General features: G+C 63.6%; 15 protein-coding genes. All 15 read left to right on the top strand.

Going from position 1 to position 15,232, the window contains the following annotated elements; all coding sequences use genetic code 11:
* The first annotated feature begins 199 nt into the window (after positions 1-199).
* The 15 genes from E2K99_RS22000 to prmC all read left to right on the top strand — a co-directional run bounded on the left by E2K99_RS22000 (position 200) and on the right by prmC (position 15,216).
* The gene (locus E2K99_RS22000) at positions 200-1,234 is read left to right on the top strand and encodes an ABC transporter substrate-binding protein (RefSeq protein WP_134223560.1); all 1,035 of its coding nucleotides are present in this window, start codon (positions 200-202) and stop codon (positions 1,232-1,234) included.
* A gap of 44 nt (positions 1,235-1,278) precedes the next feature.
* Positions 1,279-2,064: an ABC transporter ATP-binding protein gene (locus E2K99_RS22005; protein WP_088755050.1), complete on the top strand. Its 786-nt coding sequence runs from the start codon at positions 1,279-1,281 to the stop codon at positions 2,062-2,064.
* A 28-nt stretch (positions 2,065-2,092) separates the two neighbouring features.
* Positions 2,093-2,872 (top strand): ABC transporter permease, encoded by a 780-nt coding sequence (locus E2K99_RS22010; RefSeq protein ID WP_134223561.1) that lies wholly within the window; start codon positions 2,093-2,095, stop codon positions 2,870-2,872.
* A 180-nt stretch (positions 2,873-3,052) separates the two neighbouring features.
* Positions 3,053-4,603: an ABC transporter ATP-binding protein gene (locus tag E2K99_RS22015; protein WP_134223562.1), complete on the top strand. Its 1,551-nt coding sequence runs from the start codon at positions 3,053-3,055 to the stop codon at positions 4,601-4,603.
* On the top strand, positions 4,596-5,690 hold the full coding sequence (locus E2K99_RS22020) for an ABC transporter permease (RefSeq protein ID WP_134223563.1): 1,095 nt from the start codon (positions 4,596-4,598) through the stop codon (positions 5,688-5,690). Before E2K99_RS22015 ends, E2K99_RS22020 begins: the two co-directional genes overlap by 8 nt.
* A 16-nt stretch (positions 5,691-5,706) precedes the next feature.
* Positions 5,707-6,627 carry an ABC transporter permease gene (locus E2K99_RS22025; protein ID WP_034332726.1) on the top strand — a complete coding sequence of 307 codons (921 nt, stop codon included), beginning with the start codon at positions 5,707-5,709 and terminating at the stop codon, positions 6,625-6,627.
* Positions 6,628-6,716: 89 nt separating this feature from the next.
* Complete coding sequence (locus E2K99_RS22030; protein ID WP_039783680.1) at positions 6,717-7,856, top strand: BMP family ABC transporter substrate-binding protein; 1,140 nt, start codon at positions 6,717-6,719, stop codon at positions 7,854-7,856.
* 310 nt (positions 7,857-8,166) lie between these two features.
* Positions 8,167-8,964, top strand: coding sequence for a septum site-determining protein MinC (gene minC / locus E2K99_RS22035; RefSeq protein ID WP_134223564.1), 798 nt, complete (start codon positions 8,167-8,169; stop codon positions 8,962-8,964).
* A gap of 72 nt (positions 8,965-9,036) precedes the next feature.
* Positions 9,037-9,852 carry a septum site-determining protein MinD gene (minD, locus tag E2K99_RS22040; RefSeq protein ID WP_088755055.1) on the top strand — a complete coding sequence of 272 codons (816 nt, stop codon included), beginning with the start codon at positions 9,037-9,039 and terminating at the stop codon, positions 9,850-9,852.
* Between the two features lies 1 nt (position 9,853).
* Positions 9,854-10,123, top strand: a complete 270-nt coding sequence (gene minE / locus E2K99_RS22045) for a cell division topological specificity factor MinE (protein WP_006465131.1) — start codon at positions 9,854-9,856, stop codon at positions 10,121-10,123.
* Between the two features lie 122 nt (positions 10,124-10,245).
* A complete protein-coding gene (locus tag E2K99_RS22050; protein WP_134223565.1) occupies positions 10,246-10,947 on the top strand; it encodes a response regulator transcription factor in 702 nt (233 codons plus the stop codon).
* 276 nt (positions 10,948-11,223) lie between these two features.
* A complete protein-coding gene (hemA, locus tag E2K99_RS22055; protein ID WP_039783671.1) occupies positions 11,224-12,516 on the top strand; it encodes a glutamyl-tRNA reductase in 1,293 nt (430 codons plus the stop codon).
* 107 nt (positions 12,517-12,623) lie between these two features.
* Entirely contained in the window at positions 12,624-13,703 is a 1,080-nt protein-coding gene (gene prfA / locus E2K99_RS22060; RefSeq protein WP_034331945.1) for a peptide chain release factor 1, read from the top strand.
* 185 nt (positions 13,704-13,888) lie between these two features.
* Positions 13,889-14,383, top strand: coding sequence for a disulfide bond formation protein B (locus E2K99_RS22065; protein ID WP_034331943.1), 495 nt, complete (start codon positions 13,889-13,891; stop codon positions 14,381-14,383).
* Positions 14,383-15,216 (top strand): peptide chain release factor N(5)-glutamine methyltransferase, encoded by an 834-nt coding sequence (prmC, locus tag E2K99_RS22070; protein WP_134223566.1) that lies wholly within the window; start codon positions 14,383-14,385, stop codon positions 15,214-15,216. Before E2K99_RS22065 ends, prmC begins: the two co-directional genes overlap by 1 nt.
* Positions 15,217-15,232: the final 16 nt, after the last annotated feature.

Raw genomic sequence — 15,232 nt, forward strand, 5'->3', positions numbered from 1 at the left:
TGCAGCAGGTTTTACAAGCGTCGTACCCGCCGCGGCGACTCCTTCTAGCCGTGGCGTGATCTTGAGGCAGTACTTCGGTGGGAACCGCATTACCGGAACGCGCCGCCGGCACTCTGAACGCTATCGTTTCCACGACCAAATAGCGCGCGCGTTGCGGTTTCCATCTTCTTTTTTCAATCGCTTTTCGGGAGATTTCCCCATGCGTCATTTCCGCTTCTTCGGTTGCCTGGCGGCGCTACTGCTCGGCCTGCTGCCGACCTCGCCCAGCTTTGCCCAGGACACCAAAATCAAATTCCAGCTGGACTGGCGCTTCGAAGGACCGGCCGCCCTGTTCCTGGTGGCCAAGTCCAAGGGCTACTTCGCGCAGGAAAAGCTGGATGTCACCATCGACGCCGGCAACGGCTCGGGCAATGCGGTCAACCGCGTGGCCTCCGGCACCTATGACATGGGCTTTGCCGACATGGCCGCCCTGATGGAATTCACCGCCAACAATCCCGATGCCCCGGGCAAACCGGTGGCCGTGATGATGGTCTACAACGACACGCCGGCCGCGGTGTTCTCGCTCAAGAAATCCGGCATCAAGAAGCCCGCCGACCTGGCCGGCAAGAAGCTGGGCGCACCGGTGTTCGACGCCGGCCGCCGCGCTTATCCGATCTTCGCCAAGGCCAATGGCCTCGATGCCAGCAAGGCGCAATGGACCAGCATGGACCCGCCGCTGCGCGAAACCATGCTGGCACGCGGCGACGTGGATGCCATCACCGGGTTCTATTTCACCTCGCTCCTGAACCTGAATGCGCGCGGCATCAAGGATGAAGACATCAACGTGATGATGTACCCGGACTACGGCGTGCGCCTGTACGGCAATACCATCATCGCCTCCGAAACCATGGTCAAGCAGAAGCCGGAAGCCATCAAGGGCTTCCTGCGCGCCTTCGCCAAGGCCAGCCGCGACGTGATGGCCAATCCGGAAGCCGCCATCAAGGTCCTGAAGGAACGCGATGGCCTCATCGATGAAAAGCTGGAACTGCGCCGCCTGAAACTGGCCATCGCCAGCGCCATCGCCACGCCGCACGCCAAGGCGGAAGGCTATGGACAGGTCTACAGCCCGCGGCTGACGCTCATGGCCTCGCAAGTCTCGGACGCCTACGGCACCAAGACCCGCGTCAACGCCGACAAGATCTGGAATGGCAGCTTCCTGCCGGGCAAGGCCGAGCTGGACGTGTTCCCCAAGTAAATCATTTATATCGTTTACTAAATTCATCCTTGACTGAAGCATTCATGAGCGAACCCTTCGTCGATTTCCGCCACGTCTACCTGGCCTATGATGGTGCCGCCGAATTTGCGGTGGAAGACATCGACCTGCAGACCCGCGCTGGCGAATTCATCGCCATCGTCGGGCCGTCCGGCTGCGGCAAGTCCACCTTCATGAAGCTGGCGACCGGCCTGAAGCAGCCCAATCGCGGCAGCGTCGTCATCAACGGCCAGACGGTCACGGGGCCGCTCAAGTTCGTGGGCATGGCCTTCCAGGCGCCGACCCTGTTGCCCTGGCGCACCACGCTGGAAAACGTGCTGCTGCCGCTGGAGATCGTCGAACCCTACCGGCGCGACTTCAAGCAGAAAAAGGCCGAGTACACCGAGCGTGCGCTCAAGTTGCTCAAGACCGTGGGGTTGGATGGCTATGCCGACAAATTCCCGTGGCAACTCTCGGGCGGCATGCAGCAGCGCGCCTCGATCTGCCGCGCGCTGATTCATGAGCCCAAGATGCTGCTGCTGGACGAACCCTTCGGCGCACTCGATGCCTTCACCCGCGAAGAGCTGTGGTGCGTGCTGCGCGACCTGTGGGCCGAGCGCCGCTTCAACGTCATCCTGGTCACGCACGACCTGCGCGAGGCGGCCTTCCTGGCCGACACCATCTATGTGATGAGCAAGCGTCCGGGCCGCATCGTGGTGCGGCGGGAAAACCCGCTGCCGCGTCCCTGCCCGCTGGAAACCACCTATACCGACGGCTTCAACGCGCTGGTGCATGAACTGCGCGAGCACATCGGCCACGTGCGCAATACCTGACCCTCACCAGGCCCGGCCAAGGAAACTCATGAAAACTCCGTTCAACGGCAAACTCAACCGCGCCGCCACCACGCTGGCGCCCTGGATCCTGCTGCTCGCCATCCTGGGCGTGTGGCAATTCATCTGCAGCGTGTGGCAGGTCTCCGACTTCATCTTTCCGAGTCCCGCTTCCATCCTGCAGGCCATGGTGGATTACGCCGGCCCGATCACCGAACATGCCCTCTCGACCTTTTGGGTCACCATGGTGGGCTTCGCCATCGCCGTGGCGGTCGGTGTGACGCTGGGCTTCGTGATCGGATCTTCACCCATGCTGTATGCCGCCGCCTATCCGCTCATGACGGCCTTCAATGCCCTGCCCAAGGCGGCCTTCGTGCCGGTGCTGGTGGTCTGGTTCGGCATCGGCGCGGGGCCGGCCATCCTCACGGCGTTCCTGATCTCCTTCTTCCCCATCATGGTCAACATCGCCACCGGCCTGGCCACGCTGGAACCCGAACTGGAAGACGTCTTGCGTGTGCTCGGCGCGCGCCGCATGGACATCCTGCTCAAGGTCGGCCTGCCGCGTTCGATGCCGTATTTCTTCGCCTCGCTGAAGGTGGCCATCACGCTGGCCTTCGTGGGCTCGACCGTGTCCGAGATGAATGCCTCCAATCAGGGCATCGGCTACCTGCTGGTCTCGGCCGGATCGTCGATGAAGATGCCGCTGGCCTTTGCCGGACTGGTGGTGATCGGGGCCATGGCCATGGCCATGTACGAACTGTTTGCCATCATCGAGAAACGCACCACCGGCTGGGCGCATCGGGGAAAATGAGATAAATCGGGCCGTTACGCCGCAACAGGGGCGCAAAACCCGGCAAAAGCGGTATGCGGCGCGGCGCAATTTGTCTATGATGTCGCGCGTGCGAGCCGCAGGGGGCGCTCGCGGCGGCCGCAGGCACGCGGACCGCGTTGCATTTCGACATGACCACATTCATCACCACAGGGAAATCACGTGAGCGCAGTTCCACTCCGTCTTGAAATCAGCCATGTGCGCAAGGCCTACCCGGGCGTGCTGGCCAATGACGATGTCAGCCTGGCAGTCGCGCCCGGCGAGATCCACGCCGTGCTCGGGGAGAACGGCGCGGGCAAGTCCACCCTGATGAAAATCATTTTCGGCGCGGTCAAACCGGATGCCGGCGAACTGCGCTGGAACGGCGAGACCGTGCAGATCGCCAATCCACAGGTGGCGCGCAAGCTGGGCATTGCGATGGTGTTCCAGCATTTCTCGCTGTTCGATACGCTGACCGTGACCGAGAACATCGCTCTGGGCCTGGATGCCAAGACCGACCTCAAGGAACTGGCCGAACGCATCACCCGCACCGGCGAAAAATACGGCCTGGAGCTGGAACCGCAGCGCCATGTGCATACGCTGTCGGTCGGTGAACGCCAGCGCGTGGAAATCGTGCGCGCGCTGCTGACCGAACCGCAACTGCTGATCCTGGATGAGCCGACCTCGGTGCTCACGCCCCAGGCGGTGGAAAAACTCTTCGTCACCCTGCGCCGCCTGGCCGACGAGGGTTGCAGCATTCTCTACATCAGCCACAAGCTCGACGAAATCCGCGCGCTGTGCCACAGCGCCACCGTCATGCGCGGTGGCCGCGTGACCGGCAACTGTGATCCGCGCAATGAAAGCAGCGCCAGCCTCTCGCGCATGATGATCGGTGACGAACTGGTGCGCCTGCAGCGCGAACGCAATCCCGATTCGCTGCGCAATGAACGCAAGCTGCACGTCAATCGTCTCTCGCTGCCCAAGGCGCATCTGTTTGCCACCGAACTGAAGGACATCGAATGTGAAGTGCGCGCCGGTGAAATCGTCGGCATCGCCGGGGTCTCGGGCAATGGCCAGCAGGAGCTGCTGGCGGCGCTCTCGGGCGAAGACCAGCGCGCTGCGCCCAACATGATCATGCTGGCCGGCAAGGCCGTGGGCGACCTCTCGCCCAATCCGCGCCGCGCGGCAGGCCTGGGCCTGGTGCCGGAAGAACGCCTGGGGCGCGGTGCCGTGCCCGGGCTTTCGCTCACGGCCAACATGCTGCTGTCGCATCAGAAAGCGCCCTACGTGAAGCGCGGCATGATCGACTTTGGTTTTACGCGCCGTGCTGCGGCCTCCATCATCGAACGCTTCAAGGTCAAGGCAGCAGGACCGGATGCCCCGGCCAAGAGCCTCTCGGGCGGCAACCTGCAGAAATTCATCGTCGGCCGCGAAATGGAACGCAAACCCGCCGTCTTCGTGGTGGCCCAGCCGACCTGGGGGGTGGACGTCGGTGCCGCCGCCCAGATCCACGGCGAAATCTTGAAACTGAAACAGGAAGGTTGTGCAGTGCTGGTGATCTCGGAAGAACTTGACGAATTATTCGCATTATGTGATCGCCTGCACGTCATCGCCAAGGGGCGTCTGTCGCCCTCCATCCCCATAGAACAGGCCACGCGCGAACAAGTGGGGGTGTGGATGAGCGGCTTGTGGGATGAACCGGCGACCGCCGCGGCGGAGGTGAACCATGGCTGAACGCATGAGCTTCCCGCTGCGTCTGGAACTGCGCGGTGCGCCGTCGAAAACCATGACCTATCTGTCGCCGGTGATCGCCATCGTCGCCACCCTTTTCCTCGGTGCGCTGCTGTTCCTCGCACTGGGCAAGGATCCGCTGGCGGGTCTGAAGGTATTCCTGGTCGATCCGTTCAATGGCAAGCGCGCCATCAGCGAGCTGCTGCTCAAATCCGTGCCGCTGATCCTGTGTGCGCTGGGGCTGGCAGTGTGCTTCCGCGCCAGCATCTGGAACATCGGTGCCGAAGGCCAGTTCACGGTCGGCGCGCTCTGCTCGGGCGCCATGCTGGTGTGGCTGGATGTGCCGGGGCACGGCATTTCCGGCGGCATGGGGCTGCTGCTGATGATCGTGGCCGGCATTATCGGCGGTGCCTTGTGGGCGGCCATCACGGCTTACCTGCGCGACCAGTTCAACGCCAATGAAATCCTGGTCTCGCTGATGCTGACCTATGTGGCACAGCTGCTGCTGATGTGGGCCGTCAATGGTCCGCTGAAGGATCCCAACGGCATGAACTTCCCGCAGTCGAAGGTGTTCTCCGGCGAATTCATGCTGCCCATGCTGATGTCGGGCACGCGCCTGCATATCGGCTTTGCGGTGGCCATCGTCGCGGCCGTGCTGATGGCCATCTTCATGATGCGCAGCCTGCGCGGCTTCTCGCTCATGGTCGGTGGGGTGGCACCGCATGCGGCGCGCTATGCGGGCTTTTCGGCACGTTCGGCCTTGTGGGTGTCGCTGCTGATCTCGGGGGCCTTCGCCGGACTGGCCGGGGCCTTCGAGATCGCCGGTCCGATCGGGCAGCTGTTGCCGTCGGTGTCGCCGGGCTATGGTTTCGCCGCCATCATCGTGGCCTTCATTGGCCGCCTGCATCCGGTGGGCGCCATCCTGGGCGGGCTGATCATGTCGCTGCTGTATCTGGGCGGCGAGCTGGCGCAGTCGCGCCTGGGCCTGCCCTCGGCCATCACGGGCGTGTTCCAGGGCATGCTGCTGTTCCTGCTGCTGGCCTGCGATACGCTCATCGATTACCGCCTGGCGTGGAAAAAGAAAGTCTAAGGAATCAGGACAGGACATGGAACAACTCGCTCCTCTCATCGCAGCCTCCATCAATGCCGGCACGCCCCTGCTGCTGGCGGCCATCGGGCTGTTGATCAATGAACGCTCCGGCGTGCTCAACCTGGGTGCCGAAGGCATGATGCTGGTCGCAGCCATCGCCGGCTTTGCGGTCGGCTATGCCACCAAGAGCCCGCTCCTCGGCTTTGTTGCCGGTGCCGTCTGCGGCATGCTGATGGCCACGCTCTTCGCCTGGCTGGCGCTGCGCCTGGCCACCAACCAGGTCGCGACCGGCCTGGCACTGTCGATCTTCGGAGCTGGCCTCTCCGCTTTCGTCGGCCAGCGTTTCGTCGGCCTGGCGCTGCCGGCGCAACCGAATTCGATTCCGCTGCTGGGTGATATTCCCTTCCTCGGCAAGGCCTTGTTCCACCAGCACTGGATGAGCTATGTGGCCTTCGCGCTGTGCCTGGCCAGCATCTGGTTCTTGTATCGCACACGGGCCGGACTGGTGCTGCGTGCAGTGGGCGAGTCGCCGGAATCGGCGCATGCGCTGGGCTATTCGGTGCGTGGCATCCGCTATCTGGCGCTGCTGTTCGGCGGTGCCTGCTGCGGCCTGGCGGGTGCTTACATGTCGCTGGTCTATACCCCGATGTGGGTCGAGGGCCTGGTGGCCGGACGCGGCTGGATCGCGCTGGCCCTGACCGCCTTTGCCACCTGGCGTCCGGCACGGGTCTTGCTGGGTTCGCTGCTGTTCGGCGGCGTCACCATCGCCCAGTTCTACCTGCAGGGCATGGGCGTGACGGTGCCCTCGCAGATCCTGTCGATGGCCCCGTACCTGGCCACCATCGTGGTGCTGGCGCTGATCTCGCGCAACCCCGACTGGATCCGCCTGAACATGCCGGCCTCGCTGGGCAAGCCGTTCCGTCCGGGCGCCTCCTGAACTATTTATATCGTTTATATCGTTTAGTTCTTTTAGTCCATTTTTGTAGCAGCACCTGCATTTATCCACTGACCTTGAGGGAGAACACAATGAAGATTTCGCGCAGGGCATCCTTGACGATGCTCGCCACCCTGGCGGCAGCAACCCTGATCGGTTGCGGCAAGAAGGAAGAACCCGCTGCCGCCGCGCCCGCTGCTGCGCCGGCTGCTGCTGCACCGGCGGCTGATCCGCTGAAGGTGGCCTTCGTCTACATCGGCCCGGTGGGCGACGCCGGCTGGACCTTCGCGCATGACAAGGGCCGCAAGGCTGTCGAAGAAAAATTCGGCGACAAGGTCAAGACCACCTTCGTGGAAAACATTCCTGAATCCGCAGCGGACGCCGAGCGCGTCTTCCGTCAGCTGGCCACCGATGGCAACAAGCTGATCTTCGGCACCACCTTCGGCTACATGGAAGCGATGCTCAAGGTCGCCAAGGAATTCCCGGATGTGAAGTTCGAACACGCCACCGGCTTCAAGACTGCCGATAACCTGGCGCAATACGACGTGCGCACCTATGAAGGCGCTTACCTGGCCGGCGTGGTTGCGGGCAAGATGAGCAAGTCCGGCAAGCTGGGCGTGGTGGCCTCGGTGCCGATTCCCGAAGTGATCCGCAACATCGACTCCTTCACCCTGGGTGCGCGCTCGGTCAATCCGAAGGCCACCACCGCCGTGGTGTGGGTCAACAAGTGGTTCGATCCGGGCAAGGAACGTGAAGCCGCCACCACCCTGATCGGCCAGGGCGTGGACGTGCTGATGCAGAACACCGACTCCGCGGCCGTGGTGCAGACCGCGCAGGAAAAGGGCGTGTATGCCTTCGGCTGGGACAGCGACATGACCAGCTTCGGCCCCAAGGCGCACCTGGCTGCTTCCATGATCAACTGGGGCGTGTATTACACGGCGCGCGTGCAAGCCGTGCTGGATGGCTCCTGGAAGAGCAGCACCAGCTGGATCGGCCTGAAGGAAAACGGCATCGACCTGGCCGCCTTCAATCCTGAACTGCCGGCCGACGTGAAGTCGCTGGTGGAAGAGCGCAAGAAGGGCATCGTCGACGGCTCGGCGCCGATCTGGAAGGGTCCGATCAAGGACAACGCCGGCAAGGAAGTGCTGGGTAAGGACGCCGTGGCCGATGACGGCTTCCTGCATGGCATCAAGTTCTACGTCGAGGGCGTGGACGGCAAGGTACCGGGCTGATTTTTCGGCTTGTCCCCCGGCGCTGCTGTCAGGCGGCCGGGGCGGACTTGATGAAGACCGCTGGCATCGCGAGGTGCCGGCGGTTTTTTTTGGCAAAGTGCGCTTTCGCCGGGTCACTTTTCTCTCAGAAATCTTCACGGCTGCAACTTTTGCCGAATCTCCGAACAGTCTTGGCCGCCTTACTATCGGCTCGCCGAAAACCCCCGCTCCACCGCTATCGCAGCCGCATCCAGCCTGTATAATGCACAGCCAAACCGGGTGGAAAGCCTGCATTTTCCTTCACTTTCCGCCGCATTGAACTACAGGATTTATGCAAAAAACGCGCAAACCGATCGAAATCAAAATTTCCACTGTAGTTGCCATTTCGGCAATCCTGCATGAAACCGATCCGACTTCGCTGGAAAAAGCCCTGAAGGAAATGACTGGCGGCGTCGCCGATTTCTTCGAAGACGAATTCGCGGTACTGGACATCGGCACCCTGGATGCAGCGGCCGCTGCGGCCATCGACTGGAGCGCCGTGGTGGCCCTGTTCAAGCGCTTCCGCTTGAATACCGTGGCCGTGCGCAATGCGCCGGAAGAGTTGCACAGCGGCATCGTCGCTCAGGGTCTGGCCATCGACAATTCAGCCGTGGCCGGTGCCGGCACCGCCAATGCACGTGCGCAGGAGGCGGCAGCCCAGCAAGCCGAGCCGGCCCCGGCACCGGTAGCCGCCCCCGCAGCACCGGCCGCTTCCGCTGCGCCCGCCCCCCAGTCCGCCCCGGCCCCGGTGGCCAACACCGTGGTGATCGATACCCCGGTGCGCGCCGGCCAGCGCATCTATGCGCGCGGTGCCGACCTGGTGGTGCTGGCCGTGGTCAACAACGGTGCCGAGCTGATCGCCGATGGCTGCATCCACGTCTACGCACCGCTGCGCGGCCGTGCCCTGGCCGGTGCCTCGGGCAATACCACCGCGCGTATCTTCGCCGCTTCATTGGAAGCGGAACTGGTTTCCATTGCGGGGGTCTATCGGACCTTCGAGAACGGTCATGCGCCCGAACTCGCCGGCAAGCAGGTGCAGGTGCGCCTGCAGGGCGAACGCATCGACGTGCTGCCAATGGCGGCATCGTAAGGCTGCGGCGTAAATCATTTAAACGAATCCAGCCGGAACCGCCGGCGTACTGTTCTTCTTAAGGAGTTTTTCGTGGCAAAAATCATCGTTGTGACTTCGGGTAAGGGCGGCGTCGGCAAAACGACGTCCAGCGCCAGTTTCGCATCGGGCCTGGCCATGCGCGGCCACAAGACGGCCGTGATCGACTTCGACGTCGGTCTGCGCAACCTGGACCTGATCATGGGCTGCGAGCGCCGCGTGGTCTACGACCTGATCAACGTGATCAACAAGGAAGCCACCCTGAACCAGGCCCTGATCAAGGACAAGCACTGCGACAACCTGTTCATCCTGCCGGCCTCGCAAACCCGCGACAAGGACGCCCTGACCGAAGAAGGCGTGGAGCGTGTCCTGAACGACCTCTCCAAGATGGACTTCGAATACATCATCTGCGACTCCCCGGCCGGCATCGAGCACGGTGCGGTGATGGCACTGACCTTCGCCGACGAAGCCATCGTGGTCTCCAACCCCGAAGTGTCGTCGGTGCGCGACTCGGACCGCATCCTCGGCATCATCCAGGCCAAGTCGCGCCGCGCCTCCTCGGGCGGCGAGCCGGTCAAGGAGCACCTGCTCATCACCCGCTACTCGCCCAAGCGCGTGGAAGACGGCGAGATGCTGTCCTATACCGACGTGCAGGAAATCCTGCGCATTCCCCTGATCGGCATCATCCCCGAATCGGAAACCGTGCTGCAGGCCTCCAACCAGGGCTCCCCCGCCATCCACATGAAGGACAGCGACGTGGCCCAGGCCTATCAGGACGTGGTATCGCGCTTCCTCGGCGAGACCGTCGAGCTGCGTTTCACCACCTACGAAAAGCCGGGCTTCCTGCAGCGCATCTTCGGAGGTAAGTGACATGTCCCTGCTTTCTTTCCTGTTCCCCAGCAAGCCCAAAAGTGCGGTGGCGGCGAAGGAGCGGCTGCAGATCATCATCGCCCGCGAGCGTTCCAACGGCCGCCAGGGTCCGGACTTCCTGCCGGCCCTGCACAAGGAACTCATCGAGGTCATCTCCAAGTACACCAAGGTCAACGCCGACGACATCAAGATCTCGCTGGACCGCCAGGGCAACCTGGAAGTGCTGGATGTGAACGTGGTGCTGCCTGACAGCGACGTACCGGCTGCCTGAGCGCACATACCGCACTCTGCATGAAGAAAAGGGCAGCTTCGGCTGCCCTTTTTGCCAATACGGTCCACCACACCCGGGCTCTGCGCGTTGACTGCCTTTTACTGCTGCCCTGAACTGATGCAATGAAAATCGGGATCCTTTCCAAAGACGCCGATACCGTGACCCTGGTCACGCAGCTGGCCGATCGCCATGACTGCCAGGTCTACAGCGGCGTCGAAGGCTTTGCCGCCGCCTGTGCCGACCGTGCCAATCTGGTCGTGCTGGATCTGGACGACCTGCAGCGGCATCAGCATGCGGTCACCATGCTGGTCCAGCAGCACCGTCCACCGGCGGCCTCGAAGGCGCGGCCGGTGGTGTTGCTGCTGTGCACGCCGGCTCATCAGCACTGGCTGCGCAACCTGCGCATGGCGGGTGCAGATGATTTCCTGGTCAAGCCGGTGGACCGCCAGGAACTGGCCCTGCGGCTGGACTTGCTGCTGCTGGCCGCGCAGCCCTATGAAGCCCCGCCCAGCGTGGTGGAAGCCGGCGGCTTCATGGTCGACCTGGCGCGCCTGCGCATCACCCATCCCGAGCGGCCCGGCCTGGATGCCACGCTCACCCGCAAGGAAGTCGAACTGGCCCTGCTGTTCATGCAGCACCTGGGACGCCCGCTGTCGCGCGCGTTCCTGCAGGAACGCATCTGGGGGGCCGAACCGGACACCCCGACCCGCACCATCGATACCCACGTCTCGCGCATCCGCACCAAGCTCAAGCTGCATCCCGGCAATGGCTACCAGCTGGCCACCGTCTATGGCTACGGCTACCAGCTGGAGCGGCTGGAATAACACGCAGTGAACCTTAGCGCAGGCCAGCCGGCGAGTGTTGCATCGGCACCCCGGCCATCTGCGCCAAGCCTGATCCATGTCAGGGACATATACCGATTATCAGGGGCCGTCCCAACCCGAGTGTGGGCAAAGAGTATAATTATTCCCAAAACCGGGGCCGAATCTGTCTGATTTTGTACGAATTGCATTGTTTCGTACGCTTTTCATTCAGTTTCACAGCCATAGAAGTGCAATTTCCCAGCTCATCGGCACTGCTGCCTTATAGTCGATTCCTCCATGCATTTGCTCGCCGTCGGACTCAACCACACTACCGCGCCGGTCTCGCTGCGCGAGAAAGTGGCTTTCCCCGCTGACCAGATCGGTCAGGCGGTGGCGTCCGCGCGTGCGTGGTTTGGCGGCAATGACAAGATCGTGGCCTCGGGCGAAGCCGCCATCCTCTCCACCTGCAACCGCACCGAGCTGTATGCCGCTGCGGCGGCCGGGCAAGACGGGGTGGAATTCGCCATCGACCGTACCGCGCAGTTCCTGGCCGAGTATCACCACATTCCCTACGCCGACCTGCGTCCCTACCTGTATTCGCTGCCGCAGGACAATGCCGTGCGCCATGCCTTCCGCGTCGCCTCCGGGCTGGACTCGATGGTACTGGGCGAACCGCAGATCCTGGGCCAGATGAAGGATGCAGTACGCCAGGCCGATGCCGCCGGTGGCCTGGGCACCTATCTGCACCAGCTCTTCCAGCGCACCTTTGCGGTGGCCAAGGAAGTGCGCAGCACCACCGAAATCGGCGCGCACAGCGTCTCGATGGCCGCCGCTGCCGTGCGGCTGTCGCAGCGTATCTTCGATTCCATCTCCGGCCAGAACGTGCTCTTCATCGGCGCGGGCGAGATGATCGAACTGTGCGCCACGCACTTCGCGGCCCAGAATCCCAAGACCCTGACGGTGGCCAACCGCACCATGGAGCGCGGCGAAACCCTGGCCCATCGCTTCAGCGGCCGTGCCATCCGCCTGGCCGACCTGCCGGCGCAGCTGGCCAACTTCGACATCGTGGTCTCCTGTACCGCCTCGCAGCTGCCCATCATCGGCCTGGGGCTGGTGGAACGGGCCGTCAAGGCACGCCGCCACAAACCCATCTTCATGGTCGACCTGGCCGTGCCGCGCGATATCGAGGCCGAAGTCGGCCGCCTGGATGACGTTTTCCTCTACACCGTGGACGACCTGGCCTCGGTGGTGCAAAGCGGCGTCGAAAACCGCCAGGCTGCGGTCGCGCAGGCCGAAGCCATCATCGAAACCCGGGTGCAATCCTTCATGCACTGGATCGACAGCCGCGCCATGGTGCCGCTGATCCAGGACCTGCATGAAACCGGCGAGGCCCTGCGCCTGGCCGAACTGGAGCGCGCACGCCGCATGCTGGCCAAGGGCGAGGATGTGGAAGCGGTGCTGGACGCCCTCTCCAAGGGCCTGACCGCCAAATTCCTGCACGGCCCGCAACAGGCCCTGCATCACGCCCAGGGCGAACAGCGCAGCCAACTGGTCTCGCTGCTGCCGCAACTGTTCCGCGCCAAGCGTTAGCGCCTCTCCCGCCGCGCTGGCCGCTCCCTGCGGCTGGCACCCTCGCGCCGTCGCCGACGGCTGCCGTCGTCCCCCTCATTGCTGACCGATACTGACTTCCCGACCTCATGAAACCCTCAATGCTCGCCAAACTCGACCAGCTCGCCGAACGGCTGGAAGAGCTCAACAGCCTGCTGGCCCAGGAAGATGCCACGTCCAGCATGGACAACTTCCGCAAGATGACCCGCGAACACGCCGAACTGGGCCCGCTGGTGGCGCTGTACCACGACTATGTGCAGGCCAGTGAAGATATCCGCACCGCCGGCGAGCTGCTGTCAGACCCCGACATGAAGGCTTTCGCCCAGGAAGAAATCGATGGCGCCAAGGCCCGCATGGAGGCGCTGGAGCTGGATCTGCAGAAGATGCTGCTGCCCAAGGATCCCAATGATGAACGAAACATCTTCCTGGAAATCCGCGCCGGAACCGGAGGTGACGAATCGGCCCTGTTCGCCGGCGACCTGCTGCGCATGTACACCCGCTATGCCGAACGCCAGCGCTGGCAGGTGGAGATCGTCTCGGCCTCCGAATCGGAACTGGGCGGCTACAAGGAAGTGATTGCCCGCATCGCCGGCTTCGGCGCCTACTCGCGCCTGAAGTTCGAATCCGGCGGCCACCGCGTGCAGCGCGTGCCGGCCACGGAGACCCAGGGCCGCATCCACACCTCCGCCTGCACGGTGGCCGTGATGCCTGAAGCCGATGAAGTCGAGGATGTGGACATCAACCCCGCCGACCTGCGCATCGATACCTACCGCGCCTCCGGGGCTGGTGGGCAGCACATCAACAAGACCGATTCGGCGGTGCGCATCACGCACTTGCCGACCGGCATCGTGGTGGAATGCCAGGACGACCGCAGCCAGCACAAGAACAAGGCGCAGGCCATGAAAGTGCTGGCGGCCCGGATCAAGGACGTGCAATTGCGCGAGCAGCAATCCAAGGAAGCCGCCACCCGCAAGTCCTTGATCGGCTCGGGCGACCGCAGCGAGCGCATCCGCACCTACAACTTCCCGCAGGGGCGCATGACCGACCACCGCATCAACCTGACGCTCTACAAGCTCGATTTCATCATGGATGGCGACCTGGACGAACTGACCAATGCCCTCATCACCGAGCACCAGGCTGAACTGCTGGCCCAGCTGGGCGACGACTGAGGCCACCGGAACCAAACCGGGGGCATCCGTTCAGAGTGCCTTTGCCTGCGCGGGCAGCATGCACGCAGGCCCGGACTTCTCTACAATCGCGTCATGGCAAAAAAACCGCCGGATCATCCGCGTGGTCCCGCCCATCGAACTGCCCCGACGCATTCCCCCATTAATGAATCTCTGAATCCTCAACCATGAAATCATCCAAAGCGGTTTTCCTGCTGGTGGCGCTGGTCTGCGCTGCCCTGCTGGGCGTTGCCATGTACCTGCAGATCGTCGAAGAAATGCAGCCCTGCCCGCTGTGCGTGATCCAGCGCTACATGTTCGTGCTGGTCGGCGCCTTCGCCCTGATCGGTGCCCTGATGCCCGAAGCCGCCCGCCGCGGCAGCGCCGGCCTGGGCCTGCTGGCCGCGCTGGCTGGCGCCGGCACCGCGATCTGGCATCTTTACGTAAAGGCGCATCCGGGTGTCTCCTGCACCACCGACCCGCTGGAAACGGCGCTCAACCAGCTGCCCACGGCCAAGCTGTGGCCGCAGATGTTCACCGCCGACGGCTTCTGCTCGGCCCCCTGGCCCCCGGTGTTCGGCCTGCAGATCCCGACCTGGTCGCTGATCTGGTTCGGCGTGCTGGCCCTGGTGCTGGCCGTGCAATTGTTCAAGCGCGCCCCGCGCACCACCATCTGGAAGTGATGGAGCCGCTCTCCAGCTATGCCGGCTGCACGCTGGCCACCGTATTGAAGACGGCGCCGCTGGACCCGCTGGAGAACCGCATCCTGCTGTGCCACGCGCTGCGCATGACGCGCGTGCAACTGATCACGCAATCCGAACGGCGGCTCGATGCCGCTGAATCGGAGGCGCTCACGGCCCTCTACACCCGTCGTCTGCGTGGCGAGCCGATTGCCTACATCATCGGCCAGCGCGAATTCTATGGACTGGACTTGCGCGTCACGCCGGACGTGTTGATCCCCCGGCCCGATACCGAGCTGCTGGTGGAACTGGCCATGGAAAGATTGCCGCAAGGCGCGGCCCTGCTGGACATGGGGACCGGTTCGGGCGCGATTGCCATCGCCATCGCCCATACGCGGCCCGATGCTGTGGTGACGGCACTGGATGCCAGCGCTGCTGCACTGGCTATCGCACGCGAAAATGCCACGGCCAACCAGGTCCGCGTCACGCTGCTGGAAAGCGACTGGTACGCCGCCCTGCCCGCGGATCAGCGCTTTGCGGTGATCGCCTCCAACCCGCCTTATATCGTCGCAGGAGATGTGCATCTCTCCCAGGGCGATCTGCGTTTCGAACCGGTCGATGCGCTCACCGATCACGCTGATGGCCTGACCGACCTGCGCAGCATCATCGACGGCGCACCGGCGCATCTGCTGCCCGGCGGCTGGCTGCTGATGGAGCATGGTTACGACCAGGCCGCTGCGGTGCGCGGACTGCTCTCCGGCACCGGCTTCAAGGAAGTCCGGAGCTGGCGCGACCTGGCCGGTATTGAACGGGTCAGCGGCGGCCGCCTGGCCTGATCCGCTGACCGTTTCT

Origin of the sequence: Herbaspirillum huttiense (assembly GCF_004367745.1) — a bacterium.
GTDB classification, from domain to species: Bacteria; Pseudomonadota; Gammaproteobacteria; order Burkholderiales; family Burkholderiaceae_D; genus Herbaspirillum; species Herbaspirillum huttiense.

Excerpts from the sequence above, each read along its gene's own strand:
- E2K99_RS22000 (WP_134223560.1), top strand. The coding sequence starts at position 200 with ATGCGTCATTTCCGCTTCTTCGGTTGCCTGGCGGCGCTACTGCTCGGC.
- E2K99_RS22005 (WP_088755050.1), top strand. The coding sequence starts at position 1,279 with ATGAGCGAACCCTTCGTCGATTTCCGCCACGTCTACCTGGCCTATGAT.
- E2K99_RS22010 (WP_134223561.1), top strand. The coding sequence starts at position 2,093 with ATGAAAACTCCGTTCAACGGCAAACTCAACCGCGCCGCCACCACGCTG.
- E2K99_RS22020 (WP_134223563.1), top strand. The coding sequence starts at position 4,596 with ATGGCTGAACGCATGAGCTTCCCGCTGCGTCTGGAACTGCGCGGTGCG.
- E2K99_RS22025 (WP_034332726.1), top strand. The coding sequence starts at position 5,707 with ATGGAACAACTCGCTCCTCTCATCGCAGCCTCCATCAATGCCGGCACG.
- E2K99_RS22030 (WP_039783680.1), top strand. The coding sequence starts at position 6,717 with ATGAAGATTTCGCGCAGGGCATCCTTGACGATGCTCGCCACCCTGGCG.
- minC (WP_134223564.1), top strand. The coding sequence starts at position 8,167 with ATGCAAAAAACGCGCAAACCGATCGAAATCAAAATTTCCACTGTAGTT.
- minE (WP_006465131.1), top strand. The coding sequence starts at position 9,854 with ATGTCCCTGCTTTCTTTCCTGTTCCCCAGCAAGCCCAAAAGTGCGGTG.
- E2K99_RS22050 (WP_134223565.1), top strand. The coding sequence starts at position 10,246 with ATGAAAATCGGGATCCTTTCCAAAGACGCCGATACCGTGACCCTGGTC.
- hemA (WP_039783671.1), top strand. The coding sequence starts at position 11,224 with ATGCATTTGCTCGCCGTCGGACTCAACCACACTACCGCGCCGGTCTCG.
- prfA (WP_034331945.1), top strand. The coding sequence starts at position 12,624 with ATGAAACCCTCAATGCTCGCCAAACTCGACCAGCTCGCCGAACGGCTG.
- E2K99_RS22065 (WP_034331943.1), top strand. The coding sequence starts at position 13,889 with ATGAAATCATCCAAAGCGGTTTTCCTGCTGGTGGCGCTGGTCTGCGCT.
- prmC (WP_134223566.1), top strand. The coding sequence starts at position 14,383 with ATGGAGCCGCTCTCCAGCTATGCCGGCTGCACGCTGGCCACCGTATTG.